The organism is Pedobacter caeni (assembly GCF_900129215.1).
In the GTDB taxonomy this organism is placed as follows: Bacteria; Bacteroidota; Bacteroidia; order Sphingobacteriales; family Sphingobacteriaceae; genus Pedobacter; species Pedobacter caeni.
In genome coordinates, this window is record NZ_FQUQ01000006.1 from 195,832 (window position 1) to 221,860 (window position 26,029).

26 protein-coding genes are annotated in these 26,029 nt (G+C 41.6%); 14 read left to right on the plus strand and 12 right to left on the minus strand.

The window, feature by feature from the left end:
- Positions 1-106 precede the first annotated feature (106 nt).
- Positions 107-613 (minus strand): DUF6022 family protein, encoded by a 507-nt coding sequence (locus BUC20_RS27935; RefSeq protein WP_073236207.1) that lies wholly within the window; start codon positions 611-613, stop codon positions 107-109.
- A 122-nt stretch (positions 614-735) separates the two neighbouring features.
- On the opposite strand from BUC20_RS27935, the gene BUC20_RS27940 reads away from it, so the two are divergent.
- Entirely contained in the window at positions 736-1,080 is a 345-nt protein-coding gene (locus tag BUC20_RS27940) for a winged helix-turn-helix transcriptional regulator (protein WP_073236209.1), read from the plus strand.
- Here BUC20_RS27940 and BUC20_RS27945 read toward each other — a convergent pair.
- The gene (locus BUC20_RS27945) at positions 1,077-1,568 is read right to left on the minus strand and encodes an Lrp/AsnC family transcriptional regulator (protein WP_073236211.1); all 492 of its coding nucleotides are present in this window, start codon (positions 1,566-1,568) and stop codon (positions 1,077-1,079) included. The two genes, BUC20_RS27940 and BUC20_RS27945, sit on opposite strands and share 4 nt — an antisense overlap.
- 123 nt (positions 1,569-1,691) lie before the next feature.
- Here BUC20_RS27945 and BUC20_RS27950 point away from each other — a divergent pair, with 123 nt between their 5' ends.
- Complete coding sequence (locus tag BUC20_RS27950) at positions 1,692-3,080, plus strand: MFS transporter (protein ID WP_073236214.1); 1,389 nt, start codon at positions 1,692-1,694, stop codon at positions 3,078-3,080.
- A 1-nt stretch (position 3,081) separates the two neighbouring features.
- Here the strand turns inward: BUC20_RS27950 and BUC20_RS27955 are convergent, their stop codons facing one another.
- Positions 3,082-4,974: a PAS domain-containing sensor histidine kinase gene (locus BUC20_RS27955; RefSeq protein ID WP_073236217.1), complete on the minus strand. Its 1,893-nt coding sequence runs from the start codon at positions 4,972-4,974 to the stop codon at positions 3,082-3,084.
- A 73-nt stretch (positions 4,975-5,047) separates the two neighbouring features.
- On the opposite strand from BUC20_RS27955, the gene BUC20_RS27960 reads away from it, so the two are divergent.
- Positions 5,048-6,376 carry a sensor histidine kinase gene (locus BUC20_RS27960; RefSeq protein WP_073236220.1) on the plus strand — a complete coding sequence of 443 codons (1,329 nt, stop codon included), beginning with the start codon at positions 5,048-5,050 and terminating at the stop codon, positions 6,374-6,376.
- On the opposite strand, the gene BUC20_RS27965 is transcribed toward BUC20_RS27960, so the two are convergent.
- Positions 6,373-7,029 carry a VOC family protein gene (locus BUC20_RS27965; RefSeq protein ID WP_073236223.1) on the minus strand — a complete coding sequence of 219 codons (657 nt, stop codon included), beginning with the start codon at positions 7,027-7,029 and terminating at the stop codon, positions 6,373-6,375. The two genes, BUC20_RS27960 and BUC20_RS27965, sit on opposite strands and share 4 nt — an antisense overlap.
- Positions 7,030-7,303: 274 nt before the next feature.
- Between BUC20_RS27965 and BUC20_RS27970 the strand changes: the two genes are divergently transcribed.
- Together BUC20_RS27970 and BUC20_RS27975 are read left to right on the plus strand one after the other, a co-directional pair.
- Positions 7,304-7,738, plus strand: coding sequence for a VOC family protein (locus tag BUC20_RS27970; RefSeq protein ID WP_073236226.1), 435 nt, complete (start codon positions 7,304-7,306; stop codon positions 7,736-7,738).
- Positions 7,739-7,835: 97 nt separating this feature from the next.
- A complete protein-coding gene (locus BUC20_RS27975; RefSeq protein WP_073236229.1) occupies positions 7,836-8,081 on the plus strand; it encodes a hypothetical protein in 246 nt (81 codons plus the stop codon).
- A gap of 43 nt (positions 8,082-8,124) precedes the next feature.
- On the opposite strand, the gene BUC20_RS27980 is transcribed toward BUC20_RS27975, so the two are convergent.
- Positions 8,125-8,724 carry a tellurium resistance protein TerA gene (locus BUC20_RS27980; RefSeq protein WP_073236232.1) on the minus strand — a complete coding sequence of 200 codons (600 nt, stop codon included), beginning with the start codon at positions 8,722-8,724 and terminating at the stop codon, positions 8,125-8,127.
- Between the two features lie 182 nt (positions 8,725-8,906).
- Between BUC20_RS27980 and BUC20_RS27985 the strand changes: the two genes are divergently transcribed.
- From BUC20_RS27985 to BUC20_RS28005, 5 genes are all read left to right on the plus strand, one after another.
- Positions 8,907-10,388 carry an XAC2610-related protein gene (locus BUC20_RS27985; protein ID WP_073236235.1) on the plus strand — a complete coding sequence of 494 codons (1,482 nt, stop codon included), beginning with the start codon at positions 8,907-8,909 and terminating at the stop codon, positions 10,386-10,388.
- A 117-nt stretch (positions 10,389-10,505) separates the two neighbouring features.
- Positions 10,506-11,318, plus strand: a complete 813-nt coding sequence (locus tag BUC20_RS27990; protein WP_073236239.1) for a hypothetical protein — start codon at positions 10,506-10,508, stop codon at positions 11,316-11,318.
- Positions 11,319-11,392: 74 nt separating this feature from the next.
- Positions 11,393-12,046 (plus strand): FadR/GntR family transcriptional regulator, encoded by a 654-nt coding sequence (locus BUC20_RS27995; RefSeq protein WP_073236242.1) that lies wholly within the window; start codon positions 11,393-11,395, stop codon positions 12,044-12,046.
- 4 nt (positions 12,047-12,050) lie between these two features.
- Positions 12,051-12,884, plus strand: a complete 834-nt coding sequence (locus tag BUC20_RS28000) for a sulfite exporter TauE/SafE family protein (RefSeq protein ID WP_073236245.1) — start codon at positions 12,051-12,053, stop codon at positions 12,882-12,884.
- A 4-nt stretch (positions 12,885-12,888) separates the two neighbouring features.
- Positions 12,889-13,278, plus strand: a complete 390-nt coding sequence (locus BUC20_RS28005; protein ID WP_073236247.1) for a DUF1634 domain-containing protein — start codon at positions 12,889-12,891, stop codon at positions 13,276-13,278.
- Between the two features lie 71 nt (positions 13,279-13,349).
- On the opposite strand, the gene BUC20_RS28010 is transcribed toward BUC20_RS28005, so the two are convergent.
- Positions 13,350-13,898, minus strand: coding sequence for a TerD family protein (locus BUC20_RS28010; RefSeq protein WP_073236250.1), 549 nt, complete (start codon positions 13,896-13,898; stop codon positions 13,350-13,352).
- 330 nt (positions 13,899-14,228) lie between these two features.
- On the opposite strand from BUC20_RS28010, the gene BUC20_RS28015 reads away from it, so the two are divergent.
- Positions 14,229-14,903 carry a hypothetical protein gene (locus BUC20_RS28015; RefSeq protein WP_073236253.1) on the plus strand — a complete coding sequence of 225 codons (675 nt, stop codon included), beginning with the start codon at positions 14,229-14,231 and terminating at the stop codon, positions 14,901-14,903.
- A gap of 115 nt (positions 14,904-15,018) precedes the next feature.
- Here the strand turns inward: BUC20_RS28015 and BUC20_RS28020 are convergent, their stop codons facing one another.
- The 4 genes from BUC20_RS28020 to BUC20_RS28035 all read right to left on the minus strand — a co-directional run bounded on the left by BUC20_RS28020 (position 15,019) and on the right by BUC20_RS28035 (position 20,769).
- The gene (locus BUC20_RS28020) at positions 15,019-17,853 is read right to left on the minus strand and encodes a DUF6493 family protein (RefSeq protein WP_073236256.1); all 2,835 of its coding nucleotides are present in this window, start codon (positions 17,851-17,853) and stop codon (positions 15,019-15,021) included.
- 6 nt (positions 17,854-17,859) lie between these two features.
- Positions 17,860-19,206 (minus strand): SWIM zinc finger family protein, encoded by a 1,347-nt coding sequence (locus BUC20_RS28025; protein WP_073236259.1) that lies wholly within the window; start codon positions 19,204-19,206, stop codon positions 17,860-17,862.
- 2 nt (positions 19,207-19,208) lie between these two features.
- Positions 19,209-20,081 carry a hypothetical protein gene (locus BUC20_RS28030; RefSeq protein ID WP_073236262.1) on the minus strand — a complete coding sequence of 291 codons (873 nt, stop codon included), beginning with the start codon at positions 20,079-20,081 and terminating at the stop codon, positions 19,209-19,211.
- A gap of 115 nt (positions 20,082-20,196) precedes the next feature.
- On the minus strand, positions 20,197-20,769 hold the full coding sequence (locus BUC20_RS28035; protein WP_073236265.1) for a TetR/AcrR family transcriptional regulator: 573 nt from the start codon (positions 20,767-20,769) through the stop codon (positions 20,197-20,199).
- A 155-nt stretch (positions 20,770-20,924) separates the two neighbouring features.
- Here BUC20_RS28035 and BUC20_RS28040 point away from each other — a divergent pair, with 155 nt between their 5' ends.
- From BUC20_RS28040 to BUC20_RS28050, 3 genes are all read left to right on the plus strand, one after another.
- Positions 20,925-21,932 carry an SDR family oxidoreductase gene (locus tag BUC20_RS28040; RefSeq protein WP_073236268.1) on the plus strand — a complete coding sequence of 336 codons (1,008 nt, stop codon included), beginning with the start codon at positions 20,925-20,927 and terminating at the stop codon, positions 21,930-21,932.
- Between the two features lie 184 nt (positions 21,933-22,116).
- Positions 22,117-23,004, plus strand: coding sequence for a cation diffusion facilitator family transporter (locus BUC20_RS28045; RefSeq protein WP_073236270.1), 888 nt, complete (start codon positions 22,117-22,119; stop codon positions 23,002-23,004).
- Positions 22,997-23,896 carry a cation diffusion facilitator family transporter gene (locus tag BUC20_RS28050; protein ID WP_073236272.1) on the plus strand — a complete coding sequence of 300 codons (900 nt, stop codon included), beginning with the start codon at positions 22,997-22,999 and terminating at the stop codon, positions 23,894-23,896. Before BUC20_RS28045 ends, BUC20_RS28050 begins: the two co-directional genes overlap by 8 nt.
- Before the next feature lie 4 nt (positions 23,897-23,900).
- Here BUC20_RS28050 and BUC20_RS28055 read toward each other — a convergent pair whose 3' ends face one another.
- Positions 23,901-24,668 (minus strand): TIGR03915 family putative DNA repair protein, encoded by a 768-nt coding sequence (locus BUC20_RS28055; protein WP_073236275.1) that lies wholly within the window; start codon positions 24,666-24,668, stop codon positions 23,901-23,903.
- A gap of 3 nt (positions 24,669-24,671) precedes the next feature.
- Positions 24,672-25,928, minus strand: coding sequence for a putative DNA modification/repair radical SAM protein (locus tag BUC20_RS28060; RefSeq protein WP_073236277.1), 1,257 nt, complete (start codon positions 25,926-25,928; stop codon positions 24,672-24,674).
- Positions 25,929-26,029 lie beyond the last annotated feature (101 nt).

Below are 26,029 nucleotides of genomic sequence, written 5' to 3' on the forward strand. Positions count from 1 at the left end.
GACATCCACCGGGGGTACAACTCAACGTTAAACAGAAATATCAGCCGATCCCCGGAGTTGTTGCTTCGGGGACTTGAACTAAAAAAAGCTTTATTTCAAACGTTCTCTATTTTAAACTTTCTAAATATCCGGCATACTCTGTTTTGGTATCTTTTGCCTGGGCAAAGTCGGGAGATATAGCAGATAACCCGGCGATGATTTCTTGTTTGGAGGTCACCTTTAAAGCAATTACCAATGGCATTTCCGGGATTCTGAACCTGGTATGGTCATGGAAGATTTTTATTACGATGGTCCCACAATCAGTCCCATTGGGATATTTCAGGGTGGTCCAGATCCAGCGTTCCCTGTGCTGCTCCTCTCCCCATTCCCTGGAAATGTTCAGATCTCCCGGCAGTTTAGGACGCATCCGGAAGCCGAGCTTCCGAAGCTCCAGGATAACTGGCTCAAGTAAGAGTTGAAAATAAACCCCATAGGCAGCTTCCGACATTTCCTCATAGGCCTTTAATAATTTCAAGGGATGATTCTTTAAGGTTAATTCCCAGTTTTGGGCCATGTGCTCCTGAATAAATATAGCAATAGCATTAACCGAACTTTTAGCATGGATTGTTTTCATAATTTTAAGTTTATCAGAAAGCAAACCTGCCTGTTTTTTTCTTTATTTTGCCTTTACATACTTTTTTCTCTATAAAGAAAATCGCACTAAAACACTGTCTGGCAATTGATTAATTTTACAACATGAAAGATTTCATCCATCAGAACAAAGTATACTATAGTCCCGTTGAATTTGCCATTGCTCATATTGGAGGTGTCTGGAAGATGCCGATAATTTTATGTCTCCGGACACATGCATTAAGATATCGGGAACTAAAAGAGCGGATCACGCACATTTCTGATAAGATGCTGGTGACCCAGTTGCGGGAGCTGGAAGAAAAAGGAATGCTAAGCAGAACCATTTACCGCGAGAAGCCACCCAGAGTAGATTATGAGCTGACCACAAAAGGTAAGCAGGCCCTGCCTGTGATCGATCAGCTCCATGCCTATGGTCAGGTCCTGATGCAGACAGAAAACATCTCTGCTTAGAGCAACAAAGGCGTTTCCTTAATGGTATCCATCACAAAAATGCTCTTTGTCTGTGCAATTCCAGAGATTTCGCTCAGCTTGTTGACAGAGAAATAGTGGAAACTGCCCATGCTTTCGACTACGATTTTAAGCATAAAATCGAAATCCCCGGAAATGTTATAACACTCTGTTACTTCTTTAAACTCCAATACTGCGTCGATGAATTCCTGTGCAGCCCTTTTGTTATGTTCTTTCAGTGAAATCTGAACAATAACTGTAATTCCCTTGTTGATTTTTCTGTTGTCCAGCAAGGCGACATATTTCCTGATCACCCCTTCTCTTTCCAGGCGTTTGATCCTTTCATGAGTTGGCGTTGGACTCAGGTGAACTTTTGAGGCAATTTCCCGAATGGTTAATTTCGAGTTTTCCTGCAGCAGCCTCAGGATTTCATAGTCTTTATCATCTAATACAATTGGAGGCTGTCCGACTTGTTCTGTTTGAGCTGCCATAATATGTGGTTAAAAACACGTTTGTTCTGCCAATATATAAATTAATGATCATTTGTTCTAAATAATCAGAACTTATTTTCACTCTGTTTCCATACACCTACCTTTGTAAGAAAATTATACTTTATGATTCAAAGAAAGAACCTGATCCTTGCCATCGCCTCTGTTGGTATATTTGTAGAAGCCCTTGACATTGCGATTGTCAACCTGGCCATTCCATCTATACAGTCAGATTACGGCCTGAGCAGTGATAAGGTACAATGGTTGCAAACGCTGTATGTCTTGTTATATGGAGGTTTTTTAATCATTGGAGGAAAGCTTTCTGATCTTATCGGAAAAAAGAACATCTTTATCGCCGGATCAGTTTTATTCCTGCTCACCTCTTTAGGTGCCGGACTTTCCCCATCTTTTGAGATGCTTGCTTTTTTCCGTGCTGCTCAGGGTATTGGTGCAGCTTTAATCATGCCATCGGCATTTTCCATTGTCACCCATACCTTTACGGAACCCCGCGAACGCGCTAAGGCCATAGGGATATTCAGTTCTTTTGCCGCAATTGGTTCAGGAAGTGGGTTGGCCCTTGGTGGAATTATCACCACCTATTGGGGCTGGCAATGGGTATTTTTCATCAACGTCCCTGTTTTAACCGCTATCATTATCCTTGCCTGGTATTACTTATCTGCTGATCCTGCCAAGGAATCGAAGTCAAAACCAGATCTTATTTCCGGTTTCCTGCTGGTCCTTGTTTTACTCATGTTGAGCTATGGTGTTCATGAGCTTGGCGGAATCAGGGAACATTATGTATTATTGATTGCTTTAGCCATCGCCATAATTGGAGGGACAAAGATCATTCAACACCGGTTAAAAGTACAAAAGGAACCCTTAATAGACACTTCTCTTTTCCGTTCCAAAGCTACGGTTACCGGCATCGGGGTTTTCCTGCTTCTGGGTGCTTATTTTACAGGATACATGTTCATTTTGTCTTTATTATTACAGAAAGACATGCACTTTACGGCTGCCAAGGCAGGGGTTACCCTTGTTCCTTTTAGTCTTTTATCTGCACTCTTCGCCAAATTTGTCCTGCCTCCCTTAATGAAAAGATTAAATGTCTGGCAAACGGGCGTTTTTGGAATGACATTGATGGTTGGTGGTGCCGGCTTTCTTTTGGGTTCTGTATTGATGAACCATAACCTGATTTTATTGCTTTGTTCTGCGGCCTGCGTTTCGGGACTGGGAATGACGATTTGTTATACCAGCTTGTCGGTCATTTCTGTACAGGGAATTCCACCTCAGCATTATGGACTGGCCTCCAGTCTGGCAACCACTTCTTACTTTCTGGGCGGTGGAATCGGCTTATCTATTCTGTCCTTATTTATCATCGCGAAGGGACCGGGAAATTCGGTCAGCAATTCGTCTATCATTGTGCTCTGTATCTATGCGATTGCTGCATTGGCCTGGCTGGCCTCCTATACTAAAAGGCATGTTGCTGTGGAACGTCCTTCCCTGGCGGGAGAATAAATTACTTATTGTTCAGCCAGTCTTCCGCAATACTAATGTCTGTAAAAAACTGTGTAACGACATTTCCGATGGCAATGTCTACACTTTTTTTGGCCGACAGCTGACTGAATACACTTGGGGAATAGATCCAGGCAAAATATTTCAGGCCTGCTTTTTCTATCATGGGGAACCAGACTTCCCCTGCCCATTCTGAAGCTTCAGACCAGGTACCCAATACATTCCTGTTATCGTTCAGAATCTTGTTGCATTGATTTTCTTTCAGCATTTTCAGCAGAAGCATCCCTCCGCGCTGTACAGAGTCAAAGCTTTGAAAACCTGTCCAGTCGACATCCAGGCGATGATGTTCCTCATTATAAGAGATCGTGATGCTGTCGTCTTTGTAAAAGAGGTGTTTTTCAGCGATCGGATTTATGGTACTACTGGCCGAAAGTGGAAGTCTGAAATAAAAGGTAGAGCCTTCTCCGGGTTTACTTTCCAGCCAAAAGCTTCCCTGATGACCTTTTAATATCTCCGAAGAGATAAAGAGCCCAAGTCCAAGTCCTTCAAACCTCAATGCCGAATTGTCTACCCGGTAATAACGCTCAAATAACCTTTGGAGATCATTACTGGCAATTCCGATTCCAAAATCCTGTACAGAAACAATAATGTTGTTCAATTTAACTTCAGATTTTATCAGCACCTTCCCTCCTCCGGGAGAATATTTAACTGCATTGGTCAGGAAGTTATTCAACACCTGTTCTATTCTAAAGCGATCGCCGATATATAGCACTTTTTCTTTTTCATTCAGGATCAATTTATGATTGGGAGAGATATACTGGACACTTTCTACACTTTCCTGTAACATCTGTCCGAAATCAAACTCTTTCATCGTATAGCTCATCTTACCAGCATTAATCCTGGTCACATCCAACAGATCATTGATCAGTTTTTCCAGACGAGAGATATTAATGGCAGATTTTTCTATAAAGCCTTGTAACTTATCCGGATCAGTGGTCCGTTTCATAAGTTGATTAAAGGCTTTCATTGTGGTTAGCGGTGTTTTCAGTTCATGACTGGCTATAGAAAGAAATTCATCTTTTTTCTGTTCATTGGTCTTCTGGAGGTCGATATTGGTATTGGTCCCCATCCACAACCTTAGTTTTCCGTTTTCCATTATTGGAATGGCTTTGCCCAGAAACCACCTGTATTGCCCATCCCACATCAGCAGGCGAAACTCCACCATATATTCCATCTGTGCTTCAAGGGCCGTTTTCCAGGCTTTTAAACAACCCGGGAGATCTTCCGGGTGAACAAAGCTTTCCCATCCAAGTGCTTTAAGTTCTTCAGGATTTTTACCAAAATCGAAACAGCAGATCTGGTTTACGTAATTGATTACACCTTCGGCAGTAGCTGTCCATACCTGTTGTGGCATCGCGTTTAAAAGAAAACCGAGGTGTTTTTCACTGGCCCAGAGTTCTTTTTCGCGTAATTCCACTCCTTTCTTCGCCTGCACCAGATCAGTCACATCAAAGCTATGCTGGACAATATATTGTACCTCCCCTTCCTCATCAAGAAAAGGAGTATGTGAGATGTCCCAATAGCGTGGACGGATATGGGTCTTGTTTCCCGGATCTGGCAATTCTTGTCGCAGTAAAGGCATCTGGTGTGCTTTCCCTGTGCTGAGGACTTCCTGAAGGGCACCTGCAAAACCAAGTGCATAAGGAATTGAAGGATCAGGAGGAAAGACATCAAACAGGAATTGCCCCCTGATGTCATCCCTGTTCACCCCCCTTGCTTTCAAATAAGCATCACTGGCAGTCAGGATGATCAACTCATCTGAGAGTACCAGGTACATTCCGGGTACAGTTTCGTAGGCGCTTAAAAGTTCAGGTGTAGGGACGGTTCTTTCTTCCATATCTTATAATTAACCTTTGTACAAGACTCATACCATTTATTTGAATTGCAATTACTTTACTTATTTTTGCGCTATGCTCCTACCAAACAGCACTACACTTCTCGTAAACCATTTAAAAAGAACAATTTATTTTCTTATTGGCCCTCCGGGGCAATTCAAGCTGGAAAACCAGGTTTTCAATTCCATATGTGTGGTCGCTATTGTCATTGTAGGATACAATGTTCCATTTAGCTACTATACCGGATTAGAAGTAGCAACAGCATTATTTGGAGTGTTGTTCATCACTTTTTGTGTCACTTATTACCTGGCCCGATACAGAAAGCAACTTAAATATAGCATTATCATTTCTTCTGTAATGGTATTGCTGATGTTGGGCAGCAATTATTTTTTTAATTCCGGAGTCAGAGGCCCTTCTTTACTCTCTTTTACCCTTGCCTTTTTCCTGATCATGATCATTTCTCCAAGGAAACAATATTGGTTATGGACATTCCTTTCTTTAGGTACAGGTCTGGGACTACTTCTTTTCGAATACAAAAACCCGAAATACATCCAAAGTACTTATACAGATGATGCCGCCATGTTCATTGATATGGCCTCTACTTATATCATTAACATCATTGTCATATTTATAGGCTTATATTATCTGAAAACCGCATATTATAAGGAAAAAAGGTCGGCGGAAGCAAAAGCACTGATGCTGGAGCGGATGAACCATGAGAAAACAAAATTCTTCTCTATCATATCACACGATTTACGTTCTCCTCTGGCCTCCATTCAAAGTTATATGGAATTGTTCAGAATGGACATCCTCAGTGAGGAAGAAAAAGAAATGATGGAAAGGAAGCTGACCAATGCCGTAAGTGGCACTCAGGAAATGCTGGACAACATGCTTTCCTGGTCGAAGGCACAGCTGAACGAAGGCAAAGTAAATCTGGAACTGAATAATTTACACGAGGCATTAACACCGGTGATTAATCTCCAGAAAGAGGCTTCCAAAGAGAAAAGAATCCGGTTTACCCATCAGATTGACCCTTCATTGGCCTTAATGTCTGATGTCCATATGCTTCAGCTGATTGTGCGGAACATTATTGGAAATGCAATTAAGTTTACACCTGAAGCGGGGTTCATTCAACTTAGCGCCAGCAAATCGGATGGGCAATGCCTGATTACTGTTCAGGACAATGGGAATGGCATCCCCAATGAAAGCAAGGCTGAGCTATTTTCTTTAAAAGCCCAGTCCACTTATGGTACCGCCAATGAAAAAGGCATTGGGCTAGGGCTCTTCTTATGCAAAGAATATACACATGCACAAGGTGGGAAAATATGGTTTGAAAGCCAGGTAGGTATTGGCACTACCTTTTATGTAGCCATTCCGCTGGATCAGGGTTTAACTGAACATTAGGAGATGCTGATTTCCTGATCTTCCCCTGTTCCGGTATTGAAGATGATCCGGGTACGGAATGATTTTGCTTTCTTTTCTGTGGGGAACCAGTTTCTATCTGCATTTACAATGATCAACAAACCATTTTCATCCCCCAAAGCCGTAAAATTATCTTGTGCAGGCTGTTTAGCATAAACTTCTAAACCATAATTGTTCATCAGTGTTTCCGCTAAAAAAGGCACATCTTCAGAAACCAACCCGATTTCACTCACATACAGAACAGAGGTTCCGTCAAAGGGCTGATCAGAACTATTGTCAAGATCATGGCGACAAATCAGTTCCAGCAGATTCCCATTGTTATCATAGAAATAAAAAGATTTGGCATTCCACAACTCAAAATCAGAAAATTCAGTCTCTGCGCTGACCGGTAAAATCGTTGTTCTTTGTTTTAACCAATGCCAGGCTTCCTCCAATTTATTTTTGGGAATGTCAAAAGCAAGGTGATAAACCGGGTTTTCTTCTGATGAAGTGTGAAAAGAAATCAGGGTTTCCCCTATTAAAAGAGACAATTCTTCTTCTTTTTCTTTGGTTATCGTTGCGCCAAGTAGCTGTGTATAAAATTGAGCAGTTTCCCTCAGGTTATTTGTCAGCAGATGTAATTCTTTAATTTTCATGAGTGCACAATTGTTTTTTTCGTATTTCTTATTGATTATTAAAGGTTCTCAAGAACTCGTAAATTCGGTTTATAACTTATGAAGCTCAGTTTACAACTTATGAAGCTATCATCCTTTTCCTTTTATCTTATCCCTGTTTGGCCCTAAAGTAGACATAATGTACTATAGCAATGTCACAGACAGGTATTATTGAAATTCTCATTCGCGTTTCGTAATTTATAAATATTCAACTAACTTATGCTCACCAAGATGATTAAGATACAAGGAGATTACTATGTCAACTACAAACACCTCAGCAAAGCCGATTAACATTCAGGGATCGGCTCCTTTATTGTCTGTTTTTAATATGCCGGCATCTGTTCGCTTTTACCGCGACCTGCTGGGTTTCGATCTGGTACAAACTTCAGACCAGCAACCTGAACGTGAAGATGATTTTTACTGGGCTTTACTTCGCTTAAACGGAGTTGAACTTATGCTGGAGCCCAGAGGAGAAAAAAGCTGTCCGAAACCCATTACGGCGAATGCATGGCTGGACCGTCACGATATGTCCATTTATTTCGGATGTCAGGATCTGGAACAGGTGTATACCTACCTGTCTTCAAACGGAGTCGATTTACAGGCACCATCCAGCACCTCTTATGGCTTCAAGGCATTACATGTAAGAGATCCTGATGGTTTTTTACTGGTATTCCACTGGCCTGAGTCCTGACAAAGGCAACCTTCTGAAAGACCATTTAAGAATCGTATTTATTTCTGAAACAAGCAAGGCGATGAACTGTTATCCCTATATACTTAAATAACAGACAATGAGCACTCCAATAAATCCAGAAGACAATGTCCCTTTAGATGACGCTTTGAACACTGAAGCAGAGGATCAGCAAAGCCAAAAAGATATTCATTCCAATGGTTTTGATGAAAAATTTGACCAGCCCGAAGGAAATGAGCAACCGGACACAGAAATATTGAAGCAGGCATTTGATGCTTCAGAATCCGCTTATACTTTAAATGTGGATAGGGGCATCGCACCTAAAAAAGGAGAAAAAAAAGATTAATCATTCCGGGGAGCTGAATGGTCTCCCCGGAAATATAAGGTCATTAGTCTTTTGATCCGGCTTGCCACCTGAATCCAAAGCCATAAAATTTATCGGCCTCTTCATGCCCGTCAAAATACCGGGTTTCTTTCTGAATCTCCAGTTTCCCATTGTTATTGGTAATCAATGCTGCCGAACAAAACATTTTGTTGGTACCTGCATTATCGAGTGTAAGTGTAACTTCTTCTCCGTTACTGATTTTAAAAAACATACTTGACTTTACAGAAATAAAGTCTGTTGCTCCTTCATAAATCATGGCAAAGAACATGATCCTTTTGACCAGTTCGGGCTTAAACACAAACATGTTTTCGCCATCATTCGCCGCTCCGCTTCTATCGTCCTTATCCAGATAAATGAAAGGACTTTGTGATTTTGAACCGAAACTGTTTCCCAATGGTTGAATTACGCCTATGCTGCCATCCAACATTTCATACATACAGCCCAGATCAAGATCTGCCTGTGTATTTTTTTTAAACATGGCGAAGAAACCTTTTTCCGGTGCTTCCTGCAACCAGTTTAAATTAGCATGAATAGATAGTGATCCGGAACTCTTCTGAAGATCGATGGAGTGCTTATCGCCTCCTTTTTGCAGGTTAATCGCCATAAATTAATGATTATCGTGTTTTATTCTCAAATGTTGAGATATTATTTCACAAAAGCAATCTTTTTTAACAAAATAAAAACCAATAATCGAAAAGGCTTTTAACAGACAGTTTTCTTTAATACAAAGAACTATTATCATCTTTGTTTTCTTTTGTTTCAATCTCTATATTGTTTTTATTTGCTATGTTGATCCCTAAATGCAATCCCCAGGTTTTCTTTCTCAAAATTATCCCGTTATTCTTATTTCTTATCCTTATCAATGCCGGATTAAAAGCACAGGTAAAAACCGGGATTTATAAGGTTGACTACCAAACAGACGCCAGCTTTCTGAATACCTATTTCCGTCCCTATAATGCCCAAAATACCAACAAAGGTTTCAATATCAAAACCTATTATAACTACAGGTATAAGCAGCTTTTGGATACCGCTAACGGGGTTGAATATGTGGTTGTGATCAACAAAGAAGATCCTGACAATAAGGAATATTACAGTGTTCAGATGGTTTGGCTAAACAAATACCGTCCGGATAATTTTCATATCAGCTATAGCGATTCACTGGCCAGAAAATTTGTTGGAATGGAGTTATATATAGGAAAACAAAGAAATTACTGGAATCCTGTCCGGCCGTACTTCAATGATGGTTTTATATGGAACCAGGCATTTGATCATTACTCCTCAGACAGGGATTACCGGTATAGGTTGAGTGACAGTAATTTTTATTCAGGTAAAGATCTGTTTATCCTTAAATCAAAGAAATTTGAGTTGATCACCGATTCTGTAAAGGTTGACTCCAATACTTATCATAGTAATCCGCTGGGAGATTCCGGCTATACCACAGCCAACAGATACCTGAGCTATGAGCAGGCATTTACTTCATTTAAACTCAAAGCACAAAAGAACTATCAATCCTTTTTACATCTTCCGGTTCAGGTTAAATTTTACACTGGCCCTTTGGGCAGCAGTCAATTCAAAATGTTCCCTGCCGGCGACTTTATTGCCTTAACCAAAGAGACGGATGAGTGGTATTGGGGAGAACACATTTCGGTAGATGGTCAGGTTACTGCAGGAAGGATTTACATAGATGATTTATCGGTTGGAAAGACAAAACCTCAAATTATAAATGGCCTGAATTTTCGGATAAAATATAGTTTATTTCCGGAAGACCAAACTTTTCCGGAGGGTCTGGGGGTTATTTTAGGAATAAAGATATACCAGGGAAAACGGCTGGTACAGGTTATTAAAGAGCCGGGGCTGGTCAGTGATACTGTTCAGCTCATTCCTACTGCAGATGCCAATTTTGATGGTTATCCTGATCTGCAAATCTATTCTCATTCCGGAGGTGCGGGACCTAATTACGGGAATAACTATTATCTCTATAATCCTAAAACAATGCAATTTGATTATCATGCTCAGCTTTCCGATCTATCACAACCAAATATTGATCAAAAAAGTAAAACCATTTCGGCGGCATGGCGCAATGGTGCAGGAAATTATGGCGCGGAAAAGTACAAATGGATCAACAAGAAGCTTAATATGGTGGAATATTACGAAATCAGATATCTTGATGGGGACCAGATTGAAGAAACGCATCATAAAATGATCAGAGGGAAGATGATCAAACGCAAGCGTATCGTCAAAGAAGAGGAGCTGCAACATCCATTTTAGTCAGGACATCAGAAACCAAACAGCACATATTATTAATTATAAATTACATTAATTACCTATATAATAAATTAAACTATTTATATTAGACAAGCTGATGCTTAGGTAATATAAATAAACATGGATTACATCGCCAGACAGGCCAATCAATATGACAAGATTTTCAAGGAGAACATGGATGTGGCACTCCCTGGCCTCATCAGGCATCTGCTGGAAATTCAGGTCGTAAGCATCAAAGAAATTCAGGCTGAAATACAACATACTAAAGAACGCAAACCCGATCTGATCAAAGAAGTGACCGATCATCTAGGAAAAAAGTATGTCCTGCATATGGAGTATCAGGTAAGAGACGATAAAGATATGGTGTATCGAATGGCTGAATACAGCATCATGTTGCAGCGTAAATACCGGATCCTCGTGAAGCAATTTGTGATTTTCATGGGTAAAGGTACACCAGCTATGGCACAGCGCATCACAACTGAAGACCATAGTTTCAGGTACCACCTGTTGTCCCTCTCCTCTTTTGATTACAAATTATTTCTGAAAGCGGAGAAACCGGAAGAAAAAATGCTTGCTGTTTTGGCGGATTTTAAAGATGATCCTCCTTTAACGGCTATAAAAAACATATTAAAGGAGATACAATCCACTGACAGCGATGATCTGGCAGAACAGAAATATTTTAACCAGGTAAGGGTATTATTACAATTAAGAGATTTAGAAACACAATTTGACGAAGTTATGGAATCAATATCAACATTTTTCAAGGAAGAAAGAGATCCCTATTATAAGAAAGGTGAGAAGAAAGGACGGGAGAAAGGAGAACACAGTAAAGCAGTACAAATTGCCAGGAAACTCAAAAAAATGGGTTTACCGGTCAAAGACATTGCAAAAGCAACCAGTCTTTCCATTGCCGAAATTGAAAACGGTAAATAAAACGTCACAATATCAACACAAACATCAGATGTTTAAGCTTCAGAAGCTACCTTTGAAACATCTGATGTTTAAATATGAAAACAACTATAAAACTTTCCGATAAAGTCATTATTGGAATCAAAAAGGACATTGCTTCCGGCAAGTTAAAAAAGGGCGAAAAGATTCCTGCTGAACCAGAGCTCATGGAGCTTTATGAGGTAGGGCGCTCCACGATCAGGGAAGCTATTAAAACACTTGCTATTTCCGGAATTTTAAAAGTACAACAGGGCTCCGGTACTTTTGTAACTTCAAAGATCAAGGACGAAACACTTTTACAGCGTTTAAAACGGGCGGATTTTGAGGAGATCAACAGTGTTCGTTTGTTACTGGAGAAGGAAATTGTCCGCTTAGCTTGTCAACATCGCAGTGATGAGGACGTACGGCTGATGCAGGAACATCTGCAACACCGAAAGAAGGCCATTGAAAACAATCAGCAGAAAAAATGTGCAGAGGCAGATATTGCCTTCCACATCAGCATTGCCAAATCATCAGGAAATCAGGTACTTTCCGATCTCTATGAAAATTTCACATCTGTGATGAGGAACTTCTTTACCTTAAGAGATGCCGAAGATATCGGTCATTTTGCACAAAGCCAATATTCACATGAATCCCTGGCACAAGCAATCGCGCTGAAGAACCCTAAACTTGCCGAACAGCTCATCTTAACCATTTTGGACAATAATTATTAACATCATGAATATTCTATTCTTTACCCTCATTCTCTTGCTGGGGGCTTATCTTGCGGGCCTTGCGGGCTCATTGACCGGCCTGGGTGGCGGCGTAGTAATTATCCCTTTACTGACACTTGGTTTTCATGTAGACATCCGTTATGCCATTGGAGCCGCATTGGTCGCTTCCATTGCTACCTCTTCCGGTTCTGCCAGTGCCTATGTAAAGGAAGGCATCACCAATGTCAGACTTGGCATGTTCCTGGAGATTGCCACCACTACAGGTGCAGTGATCGGCGCAATTCTGGCCATTTACACTCCTGTAAATATTGTAGCCATCCTGTTTGGTGTCATGCTCATTTTTTCTGCAGCAATGACCCTCAGAAAAAAACATGAAACGGCTTTAACTGAAGGCAGCAAGCTTTCTTACGCCTTGAAATTAAACAGCAGTTACCCGACACGCGAAGGCATTGTTGACTATAAATTAAAGAATATTGGCGGAGGCTTCTCGATCATGACCATCGCAGGCGTGCTTTCCGGTTTACTGGGAATTGGCTCAGGTGCATTAAAGGTACTTGCAATGGACAGTGCCATGCGTGTTCCCTTTCGTGTCAGTACCACTACCAGTAATTTTATGGTTGGTGTTACCGCTGCTGCAAGCGCTGTTGTGTACCTGCAAAGAGGTTACATTGATCCGGGTATTGCTTTTCCGGTAATCATAGGCGTACTTGCCGGAGCCTTCACAGGTGCTAAACTACTGATGAAAATCAATGTTAAATGGCTTAAAATTATCTTTTGCGCAGCCATTACCTTAATTGCAATCAACATGATTTACAACGGCATTCAGCATAAATTTTAAGAAAATGGAGAAGATTAAAAAAGTTACCGACCGGGACATACAGCAACTTATTGGTCAGGTTCTCAGATATGGAGTACTGATTTCCGGAGCAGTCGCAATTATTGGTGGGATCTGGTATTTATTCCAGCATGGATCTGCGATCCCACATTATACAACATTCAACGGAGAGCCGGCGGGTTATACCAGTTTGAACGGAATTCTAAAAGGGCTTGGCCAGGGCAGCGCCACAGAGATCATACAACTGGGTGTAGTCATTCTGATCGCCACCCCTATCCTTAGGATTGTTTTCTCCCTGCTTGCCTTTATACTGGAGAAGGATAAACTTTATGTACTGATTACCCTTATCGTGTTATCGATCATCTTATTCAGTATGTTTGGCGGATTAAAGATTTAACAAAAAAAGGCTGTCCATAAAAAAATGGACAGCCTTTCTCTCTTCCAGTATTGGCAACTGGCATTTTATTGTTACTGGTATTTATTCAGGTAATCCTGTAACCCACCGTTCATCCCTACACCTACGGCTTCAAATTTCCACTCGTCGTTTCTACGGTAAATTCTGCCGAACTCTACTGCTGTTTCAATAGAAAAATCTTCTTCCAGCTCATATTTCATAATTTCCACACCATTTTGATCAATGATGCGAACAAATGAATTCTTTACCTGTCCAAAGTTTTGTTTACGGGCTGCTGCTTCATGTATCGTTACTACGATGCATAGCTCTGCAACTTTAGCATCTACCTTAGTCAGGTCAACTTTAATGCTTTCATCGTCGCCATCACCTGCACCTGTAAGGTTATCACCGGTATGTTCAACCGATCCGTCAGGAGAGCTTAAATTGTTGTAAAAGATAAAGTTCGCGTCTGAAACCAGTCGTTTATCTTCTCCAAGCATAAAAACCGAGGCATCCAAATCGAAATCATGTCCGTTTGAACTATTCGTATCCCATCCAAGTCCAACAGTAAATTTTGGGGCATTTAAATTTTCCCTCTGCCCTTTTTGTAAGTTAATAGCCATATGTATTGATTTGTTTTTTGCTTTATTCTCAAATATTGGTACATTATTTTACATAAACAATACCAGGTCAAATTATTTTGTAACAATTCTGCCCCGTTATTTTTAAGTCCCTCCAAAATTGTGGTCACCATTAAATAAAAATTTCATTGCAATGCCAGACAAAAAAATCATGATTTCCGGAGGCATTACGTTAAGCGCAAGATGCTTAAGCTAAAATTACGGCAGGTATTACAGGAGAAGAATCAAAATACAAAAACACAATTAATTGTTCAAATAAAACCCGATTCAGCTAAATCAATTTAAAGCCAATTAATATGACTAATTTTGGAAATGACAATTAAGCACCTATTAACAAAGGAACAGGAAACCTTTCTAAAGAAGCACAAGATCTCATCAGAACTATTGTTCGATGCCGAGGGAGAGGACATCACAGAAAATCTGCAGAAAAGTATGACTGAGGCGGACAAGGTGATCGCCTGTAACACTGCTGCATGCAGCGAAAATGATACGCACACCTTAAAAACTATCGGAGGCTTTTGTCCACAATGCGATACGACTAAAATTGCTGCTGCCCTAAGAGAGCTAAAACCAGGCTATATCTACATCTCCGGATCAAGAAGAGGTGCTTTGATAAAAATCGGGTCTTCCAATGAAGGAAAAAGTAAAACCTTAACCTTAAACCTGAGCACTGCCAGAGATGGTGGTTATGACGACTGGGAGTTGCTGTTCAGCGCAAAAACAGGAACATTAGGAAGAGTAGAACGGATGTTCCAGGACAAACTCAGCGAATACAAAGCTGCCTACCAACATGAGAAAAGTGGTAAACTCCAGAATGGTGGAGAATTGTACCGTTGTGCTTACCTTAAAGCTAAAGAAGCTTATCTTGCGCTACAGGAAGAACAACAATTCGAGTTTACTCAGATCAGTGAAAAGAAACACATCATCTCGGAATATCAATTCAAAAACTTAAGGATTAAATCAAGTAAAGCGGTTACTGAAGCTTAAAATTTTACTCCTATAATGACCTTCAGGTCGGTTTATTCAGTATCGAAGCATTTTATCATATGAAAATGCTTCGATACGTTAACTCGAAATCAAACCTCATTTTAAGGACCTGATATTAGTTCCTGCTCAATAACTCCCCTACTACCTTTTTGAGGCTTCCTGTAATGTTCCATGTGCTGAGCTGAGGAATTTTATCCAGATCTACAGCAGATCCGTTTAAGGCAATCAATTCATGGTAAATTTCCAATAGCTTTTTAAGATTTTTAACCGGTTCTGTTTCCAGCTGGGAAAGCAATGCGACGATCATTTCTTCCAGAGCCATGTTATGAGCAGTACTCAATCCCATCATATTGGTCGTCATCAGGTCTGTCAACCTTTTCAAAGGCGCCCATTCAATCCGTTCCAATAGCCCCAGTATCCGTCCGGTCTCTGCACTGATCATTCGTCTTTCTTCCACTCTTTCGAACCAAAGTTCTGCCGCCAGCCCACGAATGGTTTTGTCTGAATGAAGCATTCCTGCTGCAATAGTCAGATACCCCAAGGGCGACAGCTCTCCATTTAATTCGCGCAAAGACATCAACATTTTATTTGCTGCCCTCAGGTGATCCCCATCCGCACCAGACAGGTTGAGGTGAAGGTTAATCCGGCTGCTCAGCATCAGGTCAGGATGATTGGGAAAAGCAAATATCAATCTTGGAATATCTGTTTCCCAGCTTTGCTGAAACTCTTTTTCAAAGAAGTATTCTACAAAGAGATACTGTTCTCTTTTTTTTGAGGCATGCACCGGATATTTTACCAGAATTTCCGGACTCCAGGCTTTATAGCGCTCGGATTTACCCGTTTTAGCATCAAATTCCCCATAAGCCAGGTATTCTTTAAGATAGGCCTTCCAGTCAAATTTCCCTTTAACAACGGTCTGAAGGACTTCCTGATCTGCTTTAATACTTAAAACTTCCGGGATTTGCCCTCCTTTATTTAGCATCGTTGCAGTTAACCACCAGTTGGCATGTAAGATCTCCCCTGTAGAAAAGGCTTTTTGATCTAAAAAGTAAGTCATTAAGGCCCGATACTCCCCGGTCAGTTCAGACTTTGCCAGTTTCAGGGCCTCCTCTGTCTCGTCCAGTGCGCATCGTTGCATCGCTAGCTGCACATCCATAGTATGGGGTTCAATACCGGCTTCCTGATAGGCTTTGAATCGCTGCACTAATATTTTAGGATCAACATAAGAGGGACTATGTGTAGCAGTAGACAGTAGTGGAATGGAAGTCCCTTTTTTTATTTGTTCCAGAACCGCATCAAAGATCATTTTGAAGGGATCAAACAACCGTATATCTAGTTTACGTCCCCAGGAATCCAGGTCAAGGAGGTCATTGGCATGCTGTAGTCTTAGTCTCTTCAATCCGGCAGCAGATTCAGGAAATTTCAGGGTCAGGTAAGCACTATAGCTCGTCAGAAATGCAGCCAGTAAACGATCAAACAAACCTAAGCCCGAAGACCATTGACTGTTCACTTTATAAGCACGTTGAAAAGCAGGCTCCAGCTGCGCTATTGTTTCTCCGGTGATCTGCTGATCGAACTGTAATATTGCCGCTGGCAGGAGGTCAAAATGATAAGGTTCATTATTCTCCATAGCCTGTCCGGCGAGGAAAATCAGGTCTTCTATATTTTTCAGTTCAGGAATGCGGTTCTCTGCCCGGATCAGCCGGAATTGCATGGGATCGCCTTCTTCCAATTGATCAGGACTGTCCGGAAAACCAGGTTCCACAACCCTTAACCATGGCTGCAACAAAGGCTTCACCGACATCAGAATTGCATCTGTATAAGGCAATACTGCTTCCTTTAACTCCTCACTTTCCAGATCTCCATATTTCCTGATCAGCTTTGCAGCCTGCAATTGCATGGCTTCATCTTTAGTCAAAAAGACAGGCATGGCCTGAACACAAATATCCTTTCTTTTAGCTACCGTAGATTCTGCGATCTTCTCTGCAATGGAAAGTGCGGTTTTCGCCACAGATTTCAGCTCAGAAGAAAACAGGGTGGCAAGCTGGGCGATAAAATCATCAGTACGGAAATCAGGATGGGCATATAACTTCTTAAAAAGTGCCAGCACTACCCCTACGGCTTTAGACTGCACACTGTACAATGCAGAAAAAAGTTCATCCTGTAACTGCATCAGTTCTTCTTCTACCGGGTTCAATGACAAGAACAAATCTATAAACCAGCCACTGAGGGTTTTATTAAAATTACGGTTAACGGTTAACAGGCATGCTTTCAGAACACGCATTCTGTCCAGCTGCCCGGATTCCGTCAGCCTTCGGAAGGCCCCCATCCATTTCTCATGTTCTTTTTCTCCGGGACTCACATTTAAAAACCTTTCTACCCGATTTACAGTGCCTGGATATTCGAACAGATACCAGATGTGTTCCCTCAGTGTGATTGGGTTTTTCTCTAACTCCTCCGGAAGAAAATTAAAGTAGCCGGTAATTTTCTCATCAGGAAGATAGATCGCCATTGGCAGAATGGCCGCCAGCAGTTCAGGACTTGCAGAAAGGTATCCTTTTTCCTGCCAGTTCAACACATACTGGTAGGGAACAGGAAGAAACTCTTCCTCCTTTAAACCATGAATGAACGAAGAAAACCAGGGCGGGCAATGCCAGTCCAGAATCTCGTCCATCTCCTGATAAGCTCTCCAGGTCCATCCCTGCAGTTTTTTTGCATCTGAGGATCCAAAACAAGTAAACGTACTTACCGCCAGGATCCACAATTGCTCTTCTGTGGCTAATCTCGAATATTTACCATGACCTCTGAATTCGTATTTATCTAAACGTCGTTCTTCCTTTTTTATCGTCGGAACGAGTGAATGTCTTTCTTTCTCTGTGAGTGATTTTAAAAAGGGAATCAGCAGATCTTTACTGCCTTTTTCCAATATATTCAAGTACTCTTCTATCATTTTCTCTTAACTATTCGTCCTCATTTTTTTAACCGCAAGTATATGTTTGCATACCCCACGATCCCCCTGATACTTGCTAAACCAGGCGCAGGTACATCTTGCCTTTTCTCCCTCCAGTACTACCGTATGCAGTACACCGGATCCTTCCACCCTGGCATCGACCTTCCCCTCTTTATTACTTAAGATCTGAACTTTCCCCTCAGTGATCAGCCTTTCAGCGTCTTTCATTCGTGGATTAAGGCTCATGATCCGGTCCAGACGATAAGGCAGGCGGCGATAGAAAAACCGATTGTCGTCCAGATCAAAACCCAATAACCCCATCGCAGCTAATCTTGCCGTCAGCTGATCTACATGCCTGAAATCCAGGCCCTCTTCTACTGCCAGTAAGGAAGGGTTAAATTCCTGATTGGCGTAGCTGTATTTATCCATGGCATCCACCCAGCTGTCCGGCACATCTTCAATCAAAGATTCCAGTGCTGCACCTTCGCCGGAAAAACCACGCCAGGACTCCCTTGATAAGGAGAGGCTAAAGCGTAAGGAGCCAAAATAAAGCTGCCAGGTGGTCGATTGCATCTGCGGGTGGGAAAATACACAAAGCTTATCCATATAAGGCAACAGTGGCTCCAGTAAACGCAACCGGTGAAGCCCTCCTATACAAACCGCAGCGGGAGATTTCAAAGGAGAAAACATTGGGCGGTTGCCCCGGCTAACGAGGTAATAATCATTTTTAACCGGCCCTTTGGGAATCCCCTGAAACAATTGTAAGGTCTGTAATTTATTAAATGTATGTGATATTGCTGCTTCAGAAAGAAAGATCTGGACCGTAGTAAGTCCTTTGATCCATTTTAAGGGAAGCGGCACTTTTTTCTCTGATATTTTTACGCCTTCCTTATGTAAGGTCAGGTCTTTACTTCCTACGGAAAGGATCAGTTGTTCCTGTTGCCGGATACTGCCTAATGCCGAAATCATCGGCTGATTAAAGTCTACATTGGTTGTCCCATGCGCGATGAACTCCCCATCCAGTCCATCAGGTAAAATATCTAACCGGGCATAAACACCTGCGCATTGTGAAAAGCCTTCAAAACGTAACTTTCCGTTTCCGGCAGTCACAATCGGGTCTTTAAGTTTAGCCAATTCGGCCGGCGACAAGCTGAAACCCGATTGCACTACATTTGATAAGGCAATTAAACACCGGGATACCAGGAAAGGATTGTTCAGCTTTCCCCAGAAAAAACAGGGCGCCTCCGAACTTTTCTGAACCTCGCTATAATTAGAGAGCAACAGGTTTTCATGCTGGACGGATTTGAATAAGACGGAAGGCTGCCCATACCGGTAGTGAATCATTTCTGTCATCTTTATTTTTTGATGATCATTAAATCATCCAGACCTACCCGTTCAGCCTTCAGTTTTTCCAGTTCGTTTTTGCTTTTTAGCAGTTCCCGCTCTTCCTGTTTAGTAAACTCGTTGTTACCCTGCGCATAAGTTGTTCCATTTAACACCAACATTTCAGTATAACAGTCCATCAACATATTATAGGTTGAAAAATCTGTGACAGGGAACTTCATCTGATCCCATTTTATGGCAGTGGAATTCTTTTTTGCCGCTTCAAACGGATAACTGCAGCTAAATATTCTGGTTTCATTTGGTGCCAGTGTGCTGGTCCCCTCATGTCCTTTACTACAGCTCCAGCCATCATTTTCATCTTCCGTTGAAGAATAAGCGATTACTGTGGTATAATTACTGATGGCTTGGTTGGTATGATTGGTAAAAGCACAATAGATCACCAGCTGACCATTCTGGAGATCTGCTTTGACAGGTTTCGCCTGTAATACGTTTAATTTCGCTTTGAGTTGATCTGTTTTCTGCTTCTTAAGGTCTTCCGTTTTGATCTGAGCCTCCATTTTTTCGATTTTCCGCTGGTGATCTTCCTTCACAAATTGCTCGGCCAGGTTAAAAACTTCGGACAGGCTTTTACCATTGATCCTTTTTCTTACCACCTCATCGAAGCTTTTTTTATTGGTTTTGTCTCCTCTTTCATAGATCACGGCAAGCGCCAGCACCCGTAAGGCGATCTCCAGCTTATCCTTTTCTTTTTCAGTTATTCCGGCCTCTATCTTCTTTCTCGACTCTTCGAACTTCTCTTTTGATCCTCCCTTAAACACCTCCTGCGAAATGCACAGACCTGGGAATATGATCATCATAAGCAACAAGGCTACATATTTTTTCATGGAAAATGGTCTATTTTAAATAACTAACGCTGATTCTATCCTTCCTATTATAACAGTTTTTCTGTTAGTACCCATGGAATTGTCTTTTTCAGAATCCGGACAAGGCTCATCCTGATTAATGATCCGGTTTGTTGAGGAGATCAATCAGCCCTGATAACAAATCGATAGTCCCTTTTTTATCCAAAGGAATTGCGCTCCCCATAATCGAATACCCTTCGACATAAGGAACCAATAAACCAACAACCTTTTCAGGATATTTGGAAAAGGAGCTGATCAATTCTACAAGCCAGACGCAATATTTGCGGTAATATTGATGAACGGACTCTGCCAGCGCCTTATTTCTTAAGGAGAGTGCCCAGATTTCCCGAAACATTGCAAAGTCACTCCGTCCCTCTTCTACCAGGATGGCAGAGAGAATTTCCCGGATGAATTTCTGTTCCGGAAAAGCTTCAAACATTTTTAACGATTCCCAGGTCTTCATCACCTCTTCCTCACAGCACTTAAAATAGTATGCTGCAGTTGCGAGTAAAAGTTCATCCTTATCCTTATAATAATATTGAAGATTACTCAATGTCATCACTGAACGTTCGGCAACTTTTCTCATTGATAAATTTCCCGCCCCCTCTTCCTGCAGCAAGGAAATCGTGCTTCGTATAATGATATTGATTTTGTCTTCTCTTTTCTTCATTTGTCATACAAATCTAAAAGTAATTTTATTCTTTTGAACAATTAGGTCACTCGACCTATATTTGACTAATTAGGTCATGCGACCTAATTGAATTCAGCTAAGTTACTTCATCATCATTAACAAAATAGTTAAGAAAAATAAACAGAAAATACACTATGGGATTACCAAAAACACTACGAATTTTAATTGCCGGCGGATATGGACATGTTGGCAGCAACATTGCAGGCCACATCAGAAGGAAATACCCAAACATAGAACTTGTACTTTGCGGAAGGCATCCTGAAAAAGGAGAACAGCAGGCGATCCGGCTAGGGAACGCAGAAAGTAAATATCTGGATTTAACTGAAGACTTTAATCTTAGCAGTTTTGGAGATATTGACCTGATCATAGCTGCACTTCAAGACCCCGAAAATGTTCTGATAGAAGCTGCTATTGCCCATGGACTGGCACACATCAGCATCACAAAACTTGCCGACGAACTTGCCCCTGTTATTTTTCTGCTTCAACAAGGGGCCTCTGAGTCCAGAATTGTACTGGCAGATCACTGGCAGGCAGGAATATTGACACTGGTTGCCAAAGATACAGCAGCACAATTCAGCAAAATCGATCATATCGAGACTGCTTGTCTTTATGATACAGAAGATCCGATCGGACCAATGATTGCTGCACAACTGGACAGTTTTGTCGGACGGGCATTGTTACGCAGGAATAGAAAATGGGAATGGTTGGATGCTACAGAAAATGTAAGGTCACTAAAGCTGAGCGATGGCAGCTCCATAGATGCTTATCCAATGGGAACCTTAGATGTACCCAGCCTGGCTGCAATCTCAAATTCACCAAATGTCAGGTTTGACATTTCTATAGGAACATCTATAGGAAGGAATAAAGGAGAAAAGGCATCTCACGATCTCTATATTGATATCGAAGGAACCCTATTGTCCGGAGAACCTGCAAAGATCAGAACCGTAGTTTCGGATCCTGAAGGGCAGTCTCACCTGACTGCCTTAGGGGCATTGCTTGCAACTGAGGCTGTTTTAGGACTGGGGGGACATTCTGCACCAGAAAAAGGAGGTTTGTACCTTCCTGAAACCATTGTCTCTACCCCTATTGCACTTACCCGGTTAAAAGAATTTGGTGTGGTCATTACACACATCAATTTATAATCATTCGGTTTGGATAAAATTTAGCCGCTTAAGATCAGCGGCTAAATTTCATTCCACCGGTTTCTGCTCCCGTCAGACTTACCCTAACAGACCGGGCTGATCAACATCATTCTTAAAAAAAATAAACTATTAAAAAGATTTTTTGTTAATGAGATAACCATCACCGTATTTATCCAGTCTGGCAATGACTTCAACTCCGGTCTCTTCTTCAGGAAAAAATAAAAAGAAGCTAAAACTGGTTCTTGGATTCACCGCTTTATATCTTCTTGCAGAGGTTGCAGGAGGAATCATTACCGGAAGTCTGGCGTTGTTGGCAGATGCCGGGCACATGCTGACCGATGTTGGTGGGCTTGCATTGTCATTGATTGCCATCACTTTAGCAGAGCGTCCGGCAAATGAACAACGCAGTTATGGATATTACCGGGCCGAAATCCTTGCGGCATTAACCAATGCGGTGATTCTCATTGTCATCTCTGTTTACATTCTTTATGAAGCCTATTTACGTTTCTCCGACCCTCCAAAAGTAGAGAGCAAAATGATGCTGATCGTTGCGGCAATCGGTCTGCTGGTGAATATTGCCGGAATGATGATTTTGCGAAAAGGCTCCGGAGACAGCCTGAACATGAAAGGGGCGTATTTCGAAGTGTTATCTGATATGCTCACCTCTGTTGGGGTAATTGTAGCAGGTGTGATTATGCTGACCACAGGCTGGTACTATGCGGATCCGATCTTATCCTCCTTAATTGGCTTGTTTATCCTTCCCAGAACCTGGATATTGTTAAAAGAATCTGTAGGAATTTTACTCGAAGGAACGCCCAAAGACCTCAATATTCAGGAACTAAGGGCATCAATGCTAAAACTGGAGGGGGTTGCGGGAATTCACGATCTCCATGTATGGGTACTGACTTCCGGAGTAAATGCCATGAGTGTTCATGTTGTTCTCCAACAAGGACATCAATCTGATGTGGTATTAAAAACCGTACAGCAGCATCTCCTGAATAACTTCGGCATCAGCCATACCACCATTCAAACAGAAGGCATTGATTTCGTGGAGGAAACCACCCATGACTAAAAACAACGCTTCTATCTACAGTGCTTTAGCCGCTAACCTTCTGATTGCAATTACTAAATTTATTGCCGGAGGATTTACCAACAGTTCCTCCATGATTTCGGAAGGAATCCACTCCATGGTAGATACCATCAATCAGGTTTTACTGTTGTATGGGCTAAAAAGAAGTAAAAAAGCTCCGGATAGCAGCCGGCCCTTTGGTTATGGAAAGGAGCTCTACTTTTGGTCCTTTATCGTCTCTATCCTCATATTTGGCCTTGGTGGAGGGATCTCGATCTACCAGGGCATACAACACATCATTGAACCTGAACCCATCAGCAACCCATTGATCAACTATGCAGTACTTGGTTTATGTATTCTTTTTGAAGGCTGGTCTTTATCCGTGGCGATAAAGGAATTCAATAAAGTGAGAAATGGAATGAACTGGTGGCAGGCCATTGTTAAAAGTAAAGACCCATCGAGCTTTCTGGTGCTCTTTGAAGATGGCGCAGCAGTAACGGGCTTATTGATTGTACTCGTCTTTATGCTCGTCGGCCATCATTTCCAGCTGGATTACATGGATGGACTTGCCTCTGTTCTTGTCGGACTGTTATTGGTTTTTGTCTCCGCCATTCTTGCCCGGGAGAGCAGAAGCCTGCTGATGGGCGAAGGCATTGCAGCGGAAACAAAAGAGAAAATCAGGTTACTTGCAGAACAGGACGAAGCGGTGGTCAGCGTTTCAAATGTATTGTCTACTTATCAGTCGCCGGAAGAAGTTTTACTCATGATCATGGTGGTCTTTGAGCCTGAGATCGACACTGAAGACATTACCGATGCCATCGTACGCATCCGGGAGGTCATCAAACAGGAATTCCCGTTTATACGTTTTGTAATTATCCAGCCTTCGGAAACCTGAGGTTCTATGACTTAACAGGTTGCTTTTCCGTCAGGTATTTCCAGTACCTCTTTGGAACATGTTGCAAATGCAATTTTGTATTCTTTCTTGCGGGAATATTGGTACTTTTAAAATAGTCCTTCCATAAGGCCTGATACAATTCTTCCTTTTCTGAGAAAATTTCTGTCGACGGGCTATTGAAGGTAGGATGTTCAAACTTCATCCGGATTTCTTCCACCACTTCCAGGTTATAAAAAAGACCATAATGGCGTTTTATATCATAAATGATCCATTTCTGATCTGCATATCGGTCTTTAAAATGCTTCATGATCAGGGGCAGAACATTATAGTCGGGATCAATTCCACAATAAAACAAGCCATCCGAGGTATGCTGGAAACGGATGAAGGCTTCCATTCTATGCTTTTCCCTTTCCACTTTCTTTGCAAGCTGAGCAACAGTTAACACATGTTCATTGCCATAGTTTTTTTCTGCGCCCACCGGGCTGACAAACAGGTAACAGCAAAACTCAAACAAGCTGCTGTAGCCAATCGCTTTTTCCGACAGGAAGCAAGCATATAACCGTCTGATCCAAATCCCCGGCAATCTCTTTTGCAAAGCTTTCCATACCCTGTTTGCCTTTACCGGATCGCTATGGACAGATAAATATGTTGAAAAAGCATCAGGCTGATGCTCCGCTTCTGTACGGAGGGAAACGGAACCTGGCTTACGCTCAAAAAACTCGAAGACCGCACAAAGAAGGCCTTCCATACTACCGTCAAAAAGGTATATCATCGTTTAAAATAAGATCAGTTGTTGCGTATCATTCTTTAAATATTTGCTCTGGCTCTCTGCAAGAATAAACGACTTGATCTGGCTGGATTGATATTCTTTCAGTTGAAAAGGACTATCTGCACACTTGATAAAATGACGGGCCCTGTTATAAGATATCCCAATTTTCTTCAACTGGTCAATTCTCAGCTTTCCAAATTTTCTTGCCTGCACAATTCTTTTAGCTGAGGCCACTCCTATTCCCGGTATTCTCAGGATCATCTGATAAGAGCCGATATTGATATCAACAGGAAAAAAATGGAGATTTCTCAATGCCCAACTTAGTTTCGGGTCAATATCAATATCGAGATGCGGATTTGCATCATTTAACAACTCGTTGACATGAAAGCCATAAAAGCGCATCAGCCAGTCGGTTTGATACAGTCTGTTCTCCCTAACCAATGGTGGAGCCGAGCCCAAAACGGGCAAGCGGTTGTCATTACTGATTGGAATGTAGCCGGAGTAGTAAACCCTTTTCAAAGAAAACTTTTTATAAAAGTCATGGGCAGTGTGCATGATCTCTTTATCTGTTTCAGGAGTTGCACCAATCACCATTTGTGTGCTCTGGCCGGCAGGGACAAAACTTGGAACACTTTTGATCAGTTTTTTTTCATCTCTAAACTGAATAATCTGATTTTGTACATAGCCCAAAGGTTTAATCACATCCTGATGACTCTTTTCAGGCGCCAGTAATTTGAGGCCGGCTTCTGTAGGCATTTCCAGATTGATACTCATCCGGTCTGCATACATCCCCGCCTCCCTGATCAGTTCATCGCTGGCTCCAGGAATCGTTTTCAAGTGGATATATCCATTATAACGTTCTTCCAACCTCAGCTTCTTTACTACCCTGAGCAAGCGTTCCATGGTAAAATCTGCATTTTTAAATATGCCAGAGCTTAAAAACAACCCTTCAATGTAATTCCGGCGATAGAAATTCATCGTCAGCTCTACCACTTCCTCCACCGTAAAAGCTGCACGTTCAATATCATTACTCTTTCGGGAAATGCAATAGGCGCAATCAAAAATACAGTGATTTGTCAATAAAATTTTCAGCAGGGAGACACACCTTCCATCTTCTGTATAAGTATGACAAATACCGGAATTATGCCCATTTCCCAGGCCTTTACCATCATTTTTTCTCTTGCTGCCACTGGAAGAACAGGATACATCATATTTGGCAGCATCGGCAAGGATATTTAACTTTTCTCTGATTCGCTCTGACATGTTTCTTTTGATTACTAACAAAAATAGCAAACAATACTAACATAAATAGCATACAAACAAAAAAGGAATGCTTTTCTCTTTAAAGGAATCCTGGTATTAAA

Excerpts from the sequence above, each read along its gene's own strand:
- BUC20_RS27935 (WP_073236207.1), bottom strand. The coding sequence starts at position 613 with ATGAAAACAATCCATGCTAAAAGTTCGGTTAATGCTATTGCTATATTT.
- BUC20_RS27940 (WP_073236209.1), top strand. The coding sequence starts at position 736 with ATGAAAGATTTCATCCATCAGAACAAAGTATACTATAGTCCCGTTGAA.
- BUC20_RS27945 (WP_073236211.1), bottom strand. The coding sequence starts at position 1,568 with ATGGCAGCTCAAACAGAACAAGTCGGACAGCCTCCAATTGTATTAGAT.
- BUC20_RS27950 (WP_073236214.1), top strand. The coding sequence starts at position 1,692 with ATGATTCAAAGAAAGAACCTGATCCTTGCCATCGCCTCTGTTGGTATA.
- BUC20_RS27955 (WP_073236217.1), bottom strand. The coding sequence starts at position 4,974 with ATGGAAGAAAGAACCGTCCCTACACCTGAACTTTTAAGCGCCTACGAA.
- BUC20_RS27960 (WP_073236220.1), top strand. The coding sequence starts at position 5,048 with ATGCTCCTACCAAACAGCACTACACTTCTCGTAAACCATTTAAAAAGA.
- BUC20_RS27965 (WP_073236223.1), bottom strand. The coding sequence starts at position 7,029 with ATGAAAATTAAAGAATTACATCTGCTGACAAATAACCTGAGGGAAACT.
- BUC20_RS27970 (WP_073236226.1), top strand. The coding sequence starts at position 7,304 with ATGTCAACTACAAACACCTCAGCAAAGCCGATTAACATTCAGGGATCG.
- BUC20_RS27975 (WP_073236229.1), top strand. The coding sequence starts at position 7,836 with ATGAGCACTCCAATAAATCCAGAAGACAATGTCCCTTTAGATGACGCT.
- BUC20_RS27980 (WP_073236232.1), bottom strand. The coding sequence starts at position 8,724 with ATGGCGATTAACCTGCAAAAAGGAGGCGATAAGCACTCCATCGATCTT.
- BUC20_RS27985 (WP_073236235.1), top strand. The coding sequence starts at position 8,907 with ATGTTGATCCCTAAATGCAATCCCCAGGTTTTCTTTCTCAAAATTATC.
- BUC20_RS27990 (WP_073236239.1), top strand. The coding sequence starts at position 10,506 with ATGGATTACATCGCCAGACAGGCCAATCAATATGACAAGATTTTCAAG.
- BUC20_RS27995 (WP_073236242.1), top strand. The coding sequence starts at position 11,393 with ATGAAAACAACTATAAAACTTTCCGATAAAGTCATTATTGGAATCAAA.
- BUC20_RS28000 (WP_073236245.1), top strand. The coding sequence starts at position 12,051 with ATGAATATTCTATTCTTTACCCTCATTCTCTTGCTGGGGGCTTATCTT.
- BUC20_RS28005 (WP_073236247.1), top strand. The coding sequence starts at position 12,889 with ATGGAGAAGATTAAAAAAGTTACCGACCGGGACATACAGCAACTTATT.
- BUC20_RS28010 (WP_073236250.1), bottom strand. The coding sequence starts at position 13,898 with ATGGCTATTAACTTACAAAAAGGGCAGAGGGAAAATTTAAATGCCCCA.
- BUC20_RS28015 (WP_073236253.1), top strand. The coding sequence starts at position 14,229 with ATGACAATTAAGCACCTATTAACAAAGGAACAGGAAACCTTTCTAAAG.
- BUC20_RS28020 (WP_073236256.1), bottom strand. The coding sequence starts at position 17,853 with ATGATAGAAGAGTACTTGAATATATTGGAAAAAGGCAGTAAAGATCTG.
- BUC20_RS28025 (WP_073236259.1), bottom strand. The coding sequence starts at position 19,206 with ATGACAGAAATGATTCACTACCGGTATGGGCAGCCTTCCGTCTTATTC.
- BUC20_RS28030 (WP_073236262.1), bottom strand. The coding sequence starts at position 20,081 with ATGAAAAAATATGTAGCCTTGTTGCTTATGATGATCATATTCCCAGGT.
- BUC20_RS28035 (WP_073236265.1), bottom strand. The coding sequence starts at position 20,769 with ATGAAGAAAAGAGAAGACAAAATCAATATCATTATACGAAGCACGATT.
- BUC20_RS28040 (WP_073236268.1), top strand. The coding sequence starts at position 20,925 with ATGGGATTACCAAAAACACTACGAATTTTAATTGCCGGCGGATATGGA.
- BUC20_RS28045 (WP_073236270.1), top strand. The coding sequence starts at position 22,117 with ATGACTTCAACTCCGGTCTCTTCTTCAGGAAAAAATAAAAAGAAGCTA.
- BUC20_RS28050 (WP_073236272.1), top strand. The coding sequence starts at position 22,997 with ATGACTAAAAACAACGCTTCTATCTACAGTGCTTTAGCCGCTAACCTT.
- BUC20_RS28055 (WP_073236275.1), bottom strand. The coding sequence starts at position 24,668 with ATGATATACCTTTTTGACGGTAGTATGGAAGGCCTTCTTTGTGCGGTC.
- BUC20_RS28060 (WP_073236277.1), bottom strand. The coding sequence starts at position 25,928 with ATGTCAGAGCGAATCAGAGAAAAGTTAAATATCCTTGCCGATGCTGCC.